At 72.2% G+C, this 13,531-nt stretch carries 8 protein-coding genes and 1 tRNA gene; 7 read left to right on the forward strand and 2 right to left on the reverse strand.

The annotated features are described in order from the left end of the window. Nucleotides 1-253 precede the first annotated feature (253 nt). Nucleotides 254-3,136, reverse strand: a complete 2,883-nt coding sequence (locus A6A06_RS24550) for a helix-turn-helix transcriptional regulator (protein WP_199931121.1) — start codon at nucleotides 3,134-3,136, stop codon at nucleotides 254-256. 515 nt (nucleotides 3,137-3,651) lie between these two features. Then, a tRNA-Leu gene (locus A6A06_RS24555) sits at nucleotides 3,652-3,736 on the reverse strand. Nucleotides 3,737-4,096: 360 nt separating this feature from the next. Between A6A06_RS24555 and A6A06_RS24560 the strand changes: the two genes are divergently transcribed. The 7 genes from A6A06_RS24560 to A6A06_RS24590 all read left to right on the forward strand — a co-directional run bounded on the left by A6A06_RS24560 (nucleotide 4,097) and on the right by A6A06_RS24590 (nucleotide 13,494). Next, entirely contained in the window at nucleotides 4,097-5,755 is a 1,659-nt protein-coding gene (locus tag A6A06_RS24560) for a thiamine pyrophosphate-binding protein (RefSeq protein WP_073764524.1), read from the forward strand. A gap of 10 nt (nucleotides 5,756-5,765) precedes the next feature. Then, on the forward strand, nucleotides 5,766-7,022 hold the full coding sequence (frc, locus tag A6A06_RS24565; RefSeq protein WP_073763513.1) for a formyl-CoA transferase: 1,257 nt from the start codon (nucleotides 5,766-5,768) through the stop codon (nucleotides 7,020-7,022). Then, on the forward strand, nucleotides 7,022-9,154 hold the full coding sequence (locus A6A06_RS24570) for an acetate--CoA ligase family protein (protein ID WP_073763514.1): 2,133 nt from the start codon (nucleotides 7,022-7,024) through the stop codon (nucleotides 9,152-9,154). Before frc ends, A6A06_RS24570 begins: the two co-directional genes overlap by 1 nt. A gap of 48 nt (nucleotides 9,155-9,202) precedes the next feature. Further along, a complete protein-coding gene (locus A6A06_RS24575) occupies nucleotides 9,203-10,570 on the forward strand; it encodes an OFA family MFS transporter (protein WP_073763515.1) in 1,368 nt (455 codons plus the stop codon). Between the two features lie 174 nt (nucleotides 10,571-10,744). Further along, nucleotides 10,745-11,974, forward strand: a complete 1,230-nt coding sequence (locus A6A06_RS24580) for an NAD(P)/FAD-dependent oxidoreductase (RefSeq protein ID WP_073763516.1) — start codon at nucleotides 10,745-10,747, stop codon at nucleotides 11,972-11,974. 62 nt (nucleotides 11,975-12,036) lie between these two features. After that, nucleotides 12,037-12,639, forward strand: a complete 603-nt coding sequence (locus A6A06_RS24585; protein WP_073763517.1) for a class I SAM-dependent methyltransferase — start codon at nucleotides 12,037-12,039, stop codon at nucleotides 12,637-12,639. A gap of 240 nt (nucleotides 12,640-12,879) precedes the next feature. Further along, nucleotides 12,880-13,494, forward strand: a complete 615-nt coding sequence (locus A6A06_RS24590; protein ID WP_073763518.1) for a TetR/AcrR family transcriptional regulator — start codon at nucleotides 12,880-12,882, stop codon at nucleotides 13,492-13,494. Nucleotides 13,495-13,531 lie beyond the last annotated feature (37 nt).

Here is a 13,531-nt window from a genome sequence, read left to right on the forward strand (position 1 = left end):
GGCGCTTCGGGCGGATCTCCGCGGCACCGTTCACCCGGTCCCCGCCCGCCCGGACACTTCCGGGCCAGGCCCTGTCACGCGTGCACCCGCCAACTCCGGTCGAGTCGCCTCGGTACGGCAACTGCCTTGCATTGCAACGGAGTTCACGGAATGTGATAACGCCTTCAATGATTCCACACGCACCGGCACGAGTGTCCAACCGCGCAACATCCACCGCAGCACCGCACGCCGTCGCCCACCCCGCCCGCCCTGGCTACCCGACACGCAGGCAGTCCCGCTGAGCGCCGTCACCGCACCCCTCCAGCCCGGCGCCCGCCTCGGCGTCCGGCCCCAGCCGCGTCGCCAGGTCGGTACGGCGCTGTACGCCCAGCTTCCGGTACGCCCTGGTCAGATGCTGTTCCACGGTGCTGATCGTGATGAACAGGGACCCGGCGATCTGCCGGTTGGTGTACCCGCGGGCGGCGAGCGTCGCGACCCGCAGCTCGGCGCCGCTCAGCTCGGCGCTCTGCCCCGCACCGCACGCACCGGACCGCTCGGGCGGACAGGCACGCGCCGCGCCGACCGGCGAGGCCTTCAGGACGGGCGCCTTGATACCGCACTCCCGCATCAGCTGCTGCGCCTTGCGCGCCGCGACCCGTGCCCGGCCGTCGTCGTTTATGTCCCAGTAGCTGTACGACAGTTCCGCCATCGCGTACGCCAGCTCCAGCCGGTGCCCGCTGCGCTGGAGGATGTCCATCGCCTCACCGAGGAGCCGCGGCCGGTCCGCGCGCTCGGCCAGCGCCGCCAGCACCCGCAGCGCGACGCCCCGCGTCCACAGCGGGCGGAACCCGGTACGGGTCAGCTCCTCCTCCAGCAGGGCCCGCGCGCGGCGGTCGTCCCCCAGCGAGACGTGGACCTGCGCGGCGTCGGTGCGCCACGGCACCAGCGCGGACAGGTCCAGGTGCCACCCCGCCATCAGGTCCCCGCAGCGGTGGAAGTCCTCCAGCGCGACGTACGGCCGGCCCGCGGCGAGGTGGTAGTGGCCGCGCGCCCAGAGGTACAGCAGCCCGCCGGGCGTCCGGAACGCCGCGTCGGGCACGGGGACCTCCAGGTGCGCCGCCGCCTCGTCCAGCCGCCCCATGGCGGCCTTCGCGTACAGGAGCGCGGCGACCGGCGCCGCGACGGCCACCCCCCATCCTTCGGGCGGAACGACGGTGAGCGCGGTGTGCGCCGACTCCTCCGCCGCGGCCAGCTCGCCGAGTCTGATCTCGATGAACGCCTTGGCCGAGGCGAACAGCGCCTGCCACATCGGTGTCCGGTGCTCCCGCGCCTCCGCGAGGAGGATGTCGCACCAGCGTGCGGCCTCCCGCAGCCCGTCGGCGACGACGAGCGCGACCAGCGCCGCCAGGCCCGCCGCCGGGGTGCGGTCCTCCGGCCGGGTCTCGTGGAGGATGCGCTCCGCGCGTCCGATCACGTCCCCGGCCCCGCCCTGGTCCAGCACGGACGCCATCAGAGCGAGCGCGCGCTGCTGGGTGTCCTGCTCCGGCGTCAGGCCAGGGCCCCGGGCGCCCGCCGCCGCACTCCGGTACGGGCCTGCGGCCGCCTCGGCCCGGTACTTTCCCGCCAGCCCCGGATACCCGTAAGCGAACCAGACCCGCGCCGGATCCAGCCCCGGCCCCGCACCACCACCGGCTCCCGCCCTCGTCGCTCCCTCCTCCGGCTCCACACCCCGGAGTACCTCCAGGGCATCGTCTGCCCTGCCGTACCACAGCAGATGGCCGGCCAGCGCTTTCATGTCGCGAGACGTGAGACGGCCGTCCCGGGCCGCGTCGGTGAGCGCCGGCAGATGCCGTACGGCGGCGGACGGATCGACCCGCCACCCGGCCCGCACCAGCGCGACCCTGACCTTGAGCGCCTGCCGCTCGTCCGCGCAGCTGTTCCCGGCCACGCGCAGGCAGTCCAGCGCGAACCCCACCTCGTCGCGGGCCAGCGCGGCTTCGGCCGCCTCCAGCAGTACGGGCAGCGCCCACGGGGCGTCCGCGGTCCCGGCGGCGAGCAGATGGCGGGCCAGTACGCCCGCCGGCGCACCGTGCTCGTACAGCACCTGGGCGACACGGGCCTCCAGGCCCGCACTGCGCGGCGGCGCCGCCCGGCGCAGCACCGCCGTCCGGCCCGCTTCGTGGCGGAACCGGCCCGCGGCAAGCAGCCCCATGTCGTGCAGGGCCCGCAGACTGCGTTCGCCTTCCGGGCGGGACACCCCGAGCACCTCGGCGGGCTCGACACGCGCGGCCCGCTCCCCGAGCACCGCCAGCAGCCACGCCGCACGGCGCGTGAGGACGTCGCTGCGGCTCAGGCACAGCGCCACGGCACGTTCGTACGCCTCACCGGGCACCAGCTCGGCGCTCCCCGCCCGCTCCGCGTCCGCGTAGTCGTCCAGCAGCGCCCGCATCAGCAGCGGGCTGCCACCGCTCAGCCGGTGGAATTCCGAAACGGGCGGCGCCGACCGCCGCCCTTTCTGCCCGGCGGCCAGCATGGCGACGACGCCGTCCCGCGGCAATGGACCGACCCGAAGAAAGCGGCACCCCGGACGCCGTAGCAATTCCTGCCGTGCCGGACTGTCCTCCCACTCCGAACCACTGCTCTCCCCGAGAACCACCAGAATCCTGCTGACATCCAGTCGCCGCACCACATACAACACACATTCCAGCGAATAGGCATCGGCTTGGTGAACATCGTCGATACACACCACCACCGGCCGCTTCCTGGCCTGGGCGAACAGAATGCCGCACACCCGCGGAAAAACGTTCACGGCCACTTCCGCGGGAATGGTGTCCCCGGCCGCCCGCACCGGCGCGCCGCCGCCCCCGGCCGCGGGCGGCAGCCAGACCACCGGTTCCGCGCCGGCCCCGGCCAGCTCGGCGGTACGCAGCAGCTGCCCGGCCACCCGCAGCGGCATGCCCTTCTCCGCAGCGGCTGCCGTGGCCTGCAACCACAGGGCGCCCGTGGGCGCGGCCCGCTCCCGGAAGGCACGCAGCAGCGCCGTCTTCCCGCCGGCCACCGCGCCGCTGACGACCACCACTCCCCCGCGTCCGGCCGCGCACGCGTCGAGTGCGCCCTCCAGGACGGAGAGTTCCGTGTCCCGCTCCACCAACTTCATGAGCCGGTTCACCCCCGTATCCGGACTCCCGTCGTTCAGTTGGACAGATACCCAGTCGCGACCGACCCTTCGGCTCCAACAGTCACAGGAAATCCACACGACCGGTTTTCCCGGCCTCCGGAACAGTCACCGCCCGCGTCCGCACCGGCGCCGATCGTTCCGCCTAACATGTTCCTTATTCCATCAACATTACCTCGGCCGGGCCCTCCGACCAGGCCGCCCCGGAAAGTATTTCAGGAGTCCACCATTCCCCTCCCGGCCCCCCTTCGCGACCTCTCCCAAAACCCTCACCGAAAGTAACAAAACCCATCGGAAAACAGCCCCGATTCCACACCACCAGAATTCACCACCCCCACTCCACCCCACCCACCCCACAAGCCCCAGCCCACATCCCGACCTCCGGGCAGGGAGCACGCCCGGGGGGCGCACGCCGACCCTCGCAACCGCCCCTGGCGCAGCGCGCGGGCCAACGACAAAACCCCACGGTCCGTGAGAGACCGTGGGGTTGTGATGTGTGTCCGAGGGGGGACTTGAACCCCCACGCCCGATAAAGGGCACTAGCACCTCAAGCTAGCGCGTCTGCCATTCCGCCACCCGGACCAGGTGTGGTCTTCGCGGGGTGTTCCCCGCGGCGACATGGACAACAATACCAAGGTTTCGGAGTGGGTTTCACCGGCGTGTCCCCTGCGGGCATAAGTGCAGGTTATGCCACCGGCCGGGCGCCCTCCCGGTGGCTTGAACGGCACCCTCGGCCCTGGACATCGGCGGCCCGGTGCGGGATAAGACTCCATACAGTATTCGTCGACTGTATGCGATCTACGACGGCAGCCCGGGTCCGGCCGCACCGCGTCGCCCCCGGAAGCGCAAGCCATCGAAGGGAAGCGATGCCCCGTGCCCGACGGCGCCCCGAACCACCAGGCTCCTCAGACCCCCCAGACCTCCCCAGCCCCCCAGGACCTCATCTCCGGCGGTCACCTGGTCGCCAAAGCCCTCAAAGCGGAGGGCGTGGACGTCGTCTACACGCTCTGCGGCGGTCACATCATCGACATCTACGACGGCTGCGCCGACGAGGGCATCGACGTGGTGGACGTACGGCACGAGCAGGTCGCCGCGCACGCGGCGGACGCCCATGCCCGGATCACCGGCAGGCCCGGCTGTGCCGTGGTCACCGCGGGCCCCGGTACGACGGACGCCGTGACGGGTGTGGCCAATGCCCTGCGCGCCGAGTCGCCGATGCTGCTGATCGGCGGCCAGGGTGCCCGCAGCCAGCACAAGATGGGGTCGCTCCAGGACCTCCCGCACGTCGAGCTGATGACGCCGGTCACCAAGTTCGCGGCGACCGTCCCGGACACCGCGCGGGCGGCGGACATGGTCTCGATGGCGTTCCGCGAGTGCTTCCACGGTGCTCCGGGGCCCGCGTTCCTGGAGATACCCCGGGACGTGCTGGACGGGAAGGTGCCGCGCGACGCGGCGCGCCTGCCCCGGGCGGGGCACTACCGCGCCTCCACCCGGTCGACGGGTGACCCGGACGCCGTCGAGAAGCTGGCCGACCTGCTCGTACGGTCCGAGAGGCCGGCGGTCCTGCTCGGCAGCCAGGTGTGGACCACGCGCGGCACGGACGCGGCGGCCGGCTTCGTACGGGCCCTGAACGTGCCCGCGTACATGAACGGCGCGGGCCGCGGCACGCTGCCGCCCGGCGACCCGCACCACTTCCAGCTCTCCCGCCGCCACGCCTTCGCGCACGCCGACCTGATCGTGATCGTCGGCACCCCGTTCGACTTCCGGATGGGCTACGGCCGGCGCCTCTCCCCCACCGCGACCGTCGTCCAGATCGACCTGGACTACCGCACCGTCGGCCGGAACCGGGACGTCGACCTGGGCATCGTGGGCGACGCCGGACTGGTCCTGGCCGCCGCCGCGCAGGCCGCTTCCGGCCGCCTGGAGACGGGCACCGGCCGGCGCAAGGAGTGGATCGAGGAGCTGCGGACCGCCGAGGAGGCCGCGGTGGCCGAGCGGCTGCCGCTGCTCCGCTCGGACGCCGCGCCGATCCACCCGTACCGCCTGGTCAGCGAGATCAACGACTTCCTGGCCGAGGACTCGCTCTTCATCGGGGACGGCGGCGACATCGTCACCTTCTCCGGGCAGGTGGTGCAGCCGAAGGCGCCGGGCCACTGGATGGACCCGGGGCCGCTGGGGACGCTCGGCGTCGGCGTGCCGTTCGTGATGGCCGCGAAGAAGGCACGGCCGGACAAGGAGGTGGTGGCGCTCTTCGGGGACGGGGCGTTCTCGCTGACGGGGTGGGACTTCGAGACGCTGGTGCGCTTCGGCCTGCCGTTCGTGGGGATCGTCGGCAACAACTCCTCGATGAACCAGATCCGTTACGGCCAGCGCGCCAAGTACGGCGCGGCGCGCGAGCGGCTCGGCAACACGCTGGGCGACGTGCCGTACGACGCGTTCGCGCGGATGCTCGGCGGCCACGGCGAGGAGGTCCGCGACCCCGCGCAGCTCCGGCCGGCGCTGGAGCGCGCCCGGGAGTCCGGCAAGCCGTCGCTGATCAACGTCTGGGTCGATCCGGACGTGTACGCCCCCGGGACCGTCAACCAGACCATGTACAAGTGAGGAGCCGCTGATGAGCACCGTTCACGAGACCGGTCCCGGCGCCAAGGCACTCAGCGGCGTACGGGTCCTGGACATGACGCATGTGCAGTCGGGTCCGTCCGCCACCCAGCTGCTCGCCTGGCTCGGCGCGGACGTCGTCAAGCTGGAGGCGGTCACCGGCGACGTCACCCGCGGCCAGCTGCGCGACATCCCGGATGTGGATTCCCTCTATTTCACGATGCTCAACTGCAACAAGCGCAGCATCACCCTGAACACGAAGACCGCCCGCGGCAAGGAGCTGCTGACCGAACTGATCCGCCGCTCGGACGTGCTGGTGGAGAACTTCGGGCCCGGCGCCGTGGACCGGATGGGCTTTCCCTGGGAGCGCGTCCAGGAGATCAACCCGCGGATCGTGTACGCCTCGATCAAGGGTTTCGGCGAGGGCCCGTACACCCGGTTCAAGGCGTACGAGGTCGTCGCGCAGGCCATGGGCGGGTCGATGTCGACCACCGGGTTCGCGGACGGCCCGCCGCTGGCGACCGGGGCGCAGATCGGCGACTCGGGGACCGGCGTGCACTGCGTGGCCGGCATCCTCGCCGCGCTCTACCAGCGCGAGCGCACCGGCCGCGGGCAGCGGGTCCAGGTCGCGATGCAGCACGCGGTGCTCAACCTGTGCCGGGTCAAACTCCGGGACCAGCAGCGCCTGGAGCACGGCCCGCTGCCGGAGTACCCGAACGACGACTTCGGGGACGAGGTGCCGCGCAGCGGCAACGCGAGCGGCGGCGGGCAGCCCGGCTGGGCGGTCAGGTGCGCGCCCGGCGGCCCCAACGACTATGTGTACGTCATCGTGCAGCCGGCCGGCTGGGAGCCGCTCACCCGGCTCATCGGCCGCCCCGAGCTGGCCCGCGATCCCGAGTGGGCGACACCGGCCGCCCGGCTCCCCAAGCTGGCGAAGGTCTTCCAGCTCATCGAGGAGTGGAGCGGCACGCTGCCCAAGTGGGCGGTGCTGGAGCGGCTGACCGCGCACGACATTCCCTGCGGCCCGGTCCTGTCCACCAAGGAGATCGTGCACGACGCGTCGCTGGCCGCCGACGGAATGATCGTCCGGGTCCGGCATCCGCGGCGCGGCACGTTCACCACCGTCGGATCGCCGCTGAAGCTGTCCGACTCCCCCGTGGACATCGACCGCTCACCGCTGCTCGGTGAGCACAACGACGAGGTGTACGGCGACGAGCTGGGGCTCGGCGCCGACGAACTGCGGCTGCTCAAGGCGAACGGAGTCATCTGATGGCGGACCGACAGGCGGATGCGGCGGCGGTGCTACGGGCTGCCCGCGCGGCGGGGCGTACGACGCTGACGGCTCCCGAGGGCAGGCTGCTCGCGGACGCGTACGGCATTCCCACTCCGGCCGAAGGGCTGGCGGAGACGGCCGACGCGGCGGTGGCGCTCGCCGCCCGGATCGGCGGGCCGGTCGCACTGAAGATCGTCTCGCCGGACATCCCGCACAAGACGGATGCGGGCGGCGTACAGGTGGGGCTGTCCTCCGCCGCGGAGGTGCGGAGCGCGTTCGCGGCGATCGTGCGGAACGCCGTCGCGTACGCCCCCGAGGCCCGTGTCGAGGGCGTACTCGTACAGGAAATGGTGCCGGAGGGCGGCCTGGAGGTACTGGTCGGCGCGGTCACCGACCCGGCCTTCGGGAAGGTCGTCGCCTTCGGGCTCGGCGGGGTGCTGGTGGAGGTGCTCAAGGACGTCACCTTCCGCCTCGCCCCCGCGTCGGCCGCGGACGCGGAGTCCATGCTGGACGGCATCCGCGCGGCCGAGGTGCTGCGCGGCGTGCGCGGCGGGCCCGCTGTGGACCGCGCGGCGCTCGCCGACCTGATCGTACGGGTGTCCCGGCTGGCGGCCGACTTCCCCGGCATCGCGGAAGTCGACCTGAACCCGGTGTTCGCCTCACCGGACGGGGTGCTGGCCGCCGACGTGCGCATCGTGCTCGGCGACGAGTCGACCCCGGAGCGCCGCCGGTACTCCGAAGAGGAGGTCCTCGCCTCGATGGAGCGGCTGATGCGGCCTCGCTCGGTGGTCGTCATCGGCGCGTCCGGGCAGCCGGGGAAGATCGGGCACTCGGTGCTGCGCAACCTGCTCGACGGCGGCTTCGGCGGCGCGGTCCACCCGGTGAATCCGAAGGGCGGCGACATCCTCGGCCGTACGGCGTACCGGTCCGTCGCGGACGTACCGGACGGAGCCGACGTGGCGGTCTTCGCCGTTCCGGCGCCGCTGGTGCCCGCGGCCCTGGAGGAAGTGGGACGCAAGGGCATCCCGAACGCCGTACTGATCCCCTCCGGATTCGCCGAGACCGGCGAACACGCCCTCCAGGAACGGCTCGTGGCCATCGCCGAGAAGTACGGGACCCGGCTGCTCGGCCCGAACATCTACGGCTACTACGCGCCCTGGCACCGCCTGTGCGCCACGTTCTGCACCCCGTACGACGTCACCGGCCCGGTCGCGCTGACCTCGCAGTCCGGTGGCATCGGCATGGCCGTCCTCGGCTTCGCGCGCGCCACCGGGACGGGCGTCTCGGCGATCGTCGGGCTGGGCAACAAGGCGGACGTCGACGAGAGCGACCTCCTCACGTACTTCGCCCGGGACCCGCACACCCGGAGCATCGCGATGCACCTGGAGGACCTGAAGGACGGCCGCGCGTTCGTGGCGGCCGCGCGGGAGACCGTGCGCGAGAAGCCCGTCGTGGTGCTGAAGGCGGGCAGGACCGGCGCGGGCGCCAGGGCCGCCGGGTCGCACACGGGTGCGCTGGCCGGTGACGACGCGGTCTACGACGACATCCTGCGGCAGGCCGGGGTCATCCGGGCGCCGGGGCTCGACGAGATGCTGGAGTACGCGCGTTCCCTGCCGGTGCTGCCCACGCCGAAGGGCGAGAACGTCGTCATCATCACGGGAGCGGGCGGCTCCGGCGTCCTCCTCTCGGACGCGGCCGTCGATCACGGGCTGCGTCTGATGGACCTCCCGGACGACCTGGAGGCCGCCTTCCAGCGGTTCATCCCGCCCTTCGGGGCGTCCGGCAACCCCGTGGACATCACCGGCGGCGAACCGCCCGCCACCTACGAGGCCACCATCCGGCTCGCCCTGCGCGACCCGCGCGTCCACGCCCTGGTCCTCGGCTACTGGCACACCCTCGTCACGCCGCCGATGGTGTTCGCGGAACTGACGGCGCGGGTGGTGGCCGAGTTCCGCTCGGCGGGCGTCGAGAAGCCGGTGGTGGCGTCGCTGGCCGGGGACACCGAGGTGGCGGAGGCGAGTGCGTACCTCTTCGGGCGGGGCGTGGTGGCGTACCCGTACACGACCGAGAAGCCGGTGGCGGCACTGGGCGCGAAGTACCGGTGGGCGCGGGCCGCCGGCCTGCTGTGATCCGGGCGGCGTGATGACGGGAGACGTGATGTTGGGAGGCGGTGCGAGGTGACGGCTCAGGGCGTCGAGCGCGCGGGCGGCACCACGGTCACCGAGGTCCGCGACGTGCACGGGCGGGTCTACCGCCTGGGCGAGACGGACCGGCAGGTGCTCGGCCATCCACGGTGGACCATGGTCCTGCTGCCCTGGGCGGCGATGCTCGGCATCAGCATCTTCGAGTACGCCTTCGGGGCCGCCGAGTCCACCCTCTCCGCGGCACACCACTGGACACACACCGATACCTTCTGGGTGCTGAGCGTCTGGATCTTCTTCCAGGCGGCGGTGGCCTTCCCCGCGGGCAGACTGCGGGAGAAGGGCCTGTTCAGCAGCCGGGCCGCGATGCTCTGCGGGTCCGTACTGTCCCTGGCGGGCTTTCTGAGCCTGAGCCACGCCCCGGACATCTTGTGGGCAGTCGCCGGCTTCGGCGTGCTGGGCGGCACCGGCGCCGGGCTGGTCTACGCGACCTGCATCAACACGGTCGGCAAGTGGTATCCGGAACGGCGCGGGGGCAAGACGGGTTTCGTCAACGGCGGTTTCGCGTACGGCGCCGTGCCCTTCATCTTCCTGTTCTCCTACGGCTTCGACGCCGACGACTACCAGGCCGTCCTCGACCTGGTCGGCCTGTACGTCCTGCTGCTGACCGGCGTGGCGGGCCTGTTCTTCAAGGACCCGCCGAAGAACTGGTGGCCCGCGCACATCGACCCGCTGGCCGCGCCACGCGACGCCCGCGCCTCCGCGGCACTGCGCAGGAACCCGCCCGCGGCGGCCCAGTTCACGCCGCGCGAGGCCGTCCGTACAGGCATGCTGCCCCTGATGTGGGTCTGCCTCCTGTGCACCGCCGGAGTCTCCATCTTCGGCATCTCCTTCCAGGTGCCGTACGCCAAGGACGCCGGATTCGGACCGCTGGTGGCGGCGTCCTCCATGGGCATCATGTCGGTGGTCAACGGCACGGGCCGGGGCGTGGTCGGCTGGCTCTCGGACCGGCTGGGCCGGCGGGTGACGCTGACGTATGTGTGCCTGGTCCTCGGACTGGCCCAGTTCGGCGTCCTGTGGGCGGGGGAAAGCGCCAACCAGCCCCTGTTCCTCGTCTTCGCCTTCCTGTCCGGCTTCGGCGGCGGCGCGTTCTTCCCGCTCTTCGCGGCCCTCGTCCCGGACTACTTCGGCGAGAACAACAACGCGTCGAACTACGGCCTGGTCTACAGCTCCAAACTGATCTCCGGCCTCCTGGGCGGCGGCCTCGGCGCGGCCGTGGTGGTCGCGTGGGGCTACGAGGGCGCGTACGCGGTGGCGGGGTGCGTGGGCCTGCTGGCGGCGGGCCTGTCACTGCTGCTGCGGCGGCCGACGGGGAAGGGAGTGGGGGTGAGGGCGGGGCGCTGACGGTCGCCGGGCCCGGCCTGCGGACTGACAGCGGCCGGGCCCGGCCGCGCGCCCTGGCGGGCCCGGGGCAGCAGCAGTTCCAGGCCCGGCCGCTGTGCCCACTTTGCGGTTTCCGCAAAGAACTTTGTCAGCGCGGCGGGGGCGGGGGCAGGTTGGGGGCCGGAGGTGGTCACGATGACCCGAGAACCCGTCCCCGACGGCACCGGCCGGTACGACGTAGTGATCGTCGGCGGCGGCCCGGCAGGCTTGAGCGCGGCACTGATGCTGGGGCGTGCCCGGCGGTCGGTGCTGGTGGTCGACGCCGGTGAGCCCCGTAACGCACCGGCCGCGCACCTGCACGGCTTCCTCTCCCGCGACGGCGCGCCACCCGGCGACCTGCTGGAGGCGGGTCGCCGGGAAGCGGCCGGCTACGGCGTCGAGGTCCTCGCCGGCCGGGTGCGGTCGGCGGGGCGGGACGGCGAGCGGTTCGCGGTTACTGTCGATTCGGGCGGGGTGGACGGCTTCGGTCGTACGGTCGGCTTCGGTTGTACGGCTGACTCCGGTCGGACCGCCGGTTCCGGTCACGTCGCCGACTCCGGTCGGACCGCCGGTTCCGGTCACGTCGCCGACTCCGGTCGGACCGCCGGTTCCGGCCGCACCGCCGACTCCGGTCGTACGGCCGTCTCCGATCGCGTCGCCGACTCTGGTCGCACCGTACGGGCGCGGCGGCTGCTGGTGACCACCGGGATCACCGATGAACTGCCCGACATCCCCGGACTCGGCCCCCGGTGGGGGCGGGACATCCTGCACTGCCCGTACTGCCACGGCTGGAAGGTCCACGACCAGCCGATCGGCGTCCTGGCCACCGGCCCGATGGCCGTGCACCAGGCGCTCCTGTTCCGCCAGTGGACCGACCGGCTCACCCTGCTGCTGCACACCGGCCCCCGCCCCACCGCGGAGGAGTCCGAGCAACTGGCCGCACGCGACATCACCGTCGTACCCGGCGAGGTGACCGGTCTGGAGACCGCCGAGGACTGCCTCACCGGCGTCCGCCTGCGTACCGGCGAGCTGATCCCGCTGCGAGCACTGGCCGTGGCACCCCGCGCCGTCCCGCGCGCCGCGCTCCTGGACTCCCTCGGACTGGTCCCCACCGCGCACCCGAACGGCCTCGGCTCATACATCGCCGCAGGTCCGACGGGGCTCACCCCGGTACCGGGCGTGTGGGTCGCGGGCAACCTCGCCGACCTCGCCGCCAACGTCCTCGCATCCGCCGCCTCCGGCTCGGCCGCCGCCGGAGCGATCAACGCGGACCTCGTCGCCGAGGACACGTCCCGCGCGGTACGGGCCCGCCGGGCCCCCTTCTCGGCCGCCATGGAAGCCCGCGTCTGCGAACTGGTCGCAGGCAACCGGCGCCACGGCCTGTAACCGGCAACCAGTAACCAGATCCCACCCCCGCTCCCCCACCGACCACCCGACAGGAGATCTTCATGGACGCCCGATTCTGGGACGAGCGGTACGGCAGCCGCGACCGGCTTTTCAGCGGCAGACCCAACGGAGTGCTCGTCACCGAGGTGACCGGTCTCCCGCCGGGGCAGGCCCTCGACGTGGGCTGCGGTGAGGGCGCCGACGCACTGTGGCTCGCCCGGCAGGGCTGGCAGGTCACCGGGGTCGACATCTCCGAAGTCGCCCTGCGGCGCGCCGCCGAAGCGGCCTCGGGCCTCTCCGACCGCGTCGCGTGGGCCAGGGCCGACCTGGCCGTCATGCCGCCCCCGGCCTGCGCGTTCGACCTGGTGACCCTCCAGTACTTCCCGCTCCCGCACCAGCCGGATCACACCGCGCTGCGCGGCATCCTGAACGCCGTCGCGCCCGGCGGCACCCTGCTCTTCGCGGGCCACGACCTCGCCGATCTGCCCCCACGGCTGGAGCACGACATCGACCCCGGCGACTTCTACCAGCCCGACGAGGTCGCCCGGCTCCTCGGCCCCGACTGGACCGTACTCCGCAACGAAACCCGCCCCCGCACCGCCACCGCACCCGCCGGCACCCACCACACACACGACACGGTCCTGCGAGCACAACGCCTGGGGTGAGCCAGGGCTCTGCAAACGAGCAGGACAACGCGGTGATCGGGAAGCGCCGAAGCTGGGCGGCCGTGGCATCTGGGCGACGCCGGACGTACCCCGTGACCCGGGTTCGAGGCCAGTACCGCAGCGGCCTCATCGACGGATGTCCGGCCGCCGCCGGACTCCGAACGGGCCACGCATCCGGCAGCCACTGATTCAGGTGAGGTAGAGTTTATCTGCATAGATAAATTCGAGCTGGGAAGGCCCATGGCGCATACGGGGAAGACGGAGCGGACGTTCACCAACGCGGCGCGAAGGGCGCAGATCGTGGCGGCGGCGATCGAGACGATCGCCGAACTCGGCTACGCCAAGGCATCGTTCGCCAAGATCACTGAGCGGGCCGAGCTGAGCAGCCCACGGATGATCTCGTACCACTTCGCCGACAGGGACGATCTGATGCACCAGATCGTGCGGGAAGTGTTCACGGCCGGGACGGAGTTCATCGTCGCCCGGATGGCGGATGAGCAGACGGTGGCCGACAAGCTGCGCGCGTATCTGGAGGCCAACCTGCAATTCCTGCGCGAGCACCCGCGAGAGATCGTGGCGCTCACCGAGATCGGATCGCATGCGCGTGACGCGAGCGGACAGCCGTACACGTCGCAGGGCGCGCAGGAACCGAGCGTACGCGGACTGGAGGAACTGCTGTCGGCAGGGCAGCGCAACGGCGAGTTCCGCGACTTCGACCTCCGTTCGATGGCGGTCATGATCCGCGGTGCTGTCGACGCTGCGGCCCAACGGCTGCGCGGGGAGCCGGGGCTGGACTTCGACGCGTACACCCGCGAGCTGGTCACCGCGTTCACGCTGGCCACCCGATCCGGCTGACCCCGTCGCCCGACACCCACCCGCAAGAATCCGCACT

Source organism: Streptomyces sp. CB02923 (genome assembly GCF_001905005.1).
Classification (GTDB): Bacteria; Actinomycetota; Actinomycetes; order Streptomycetales; family Streptomycetaceae; genus Streptomyces.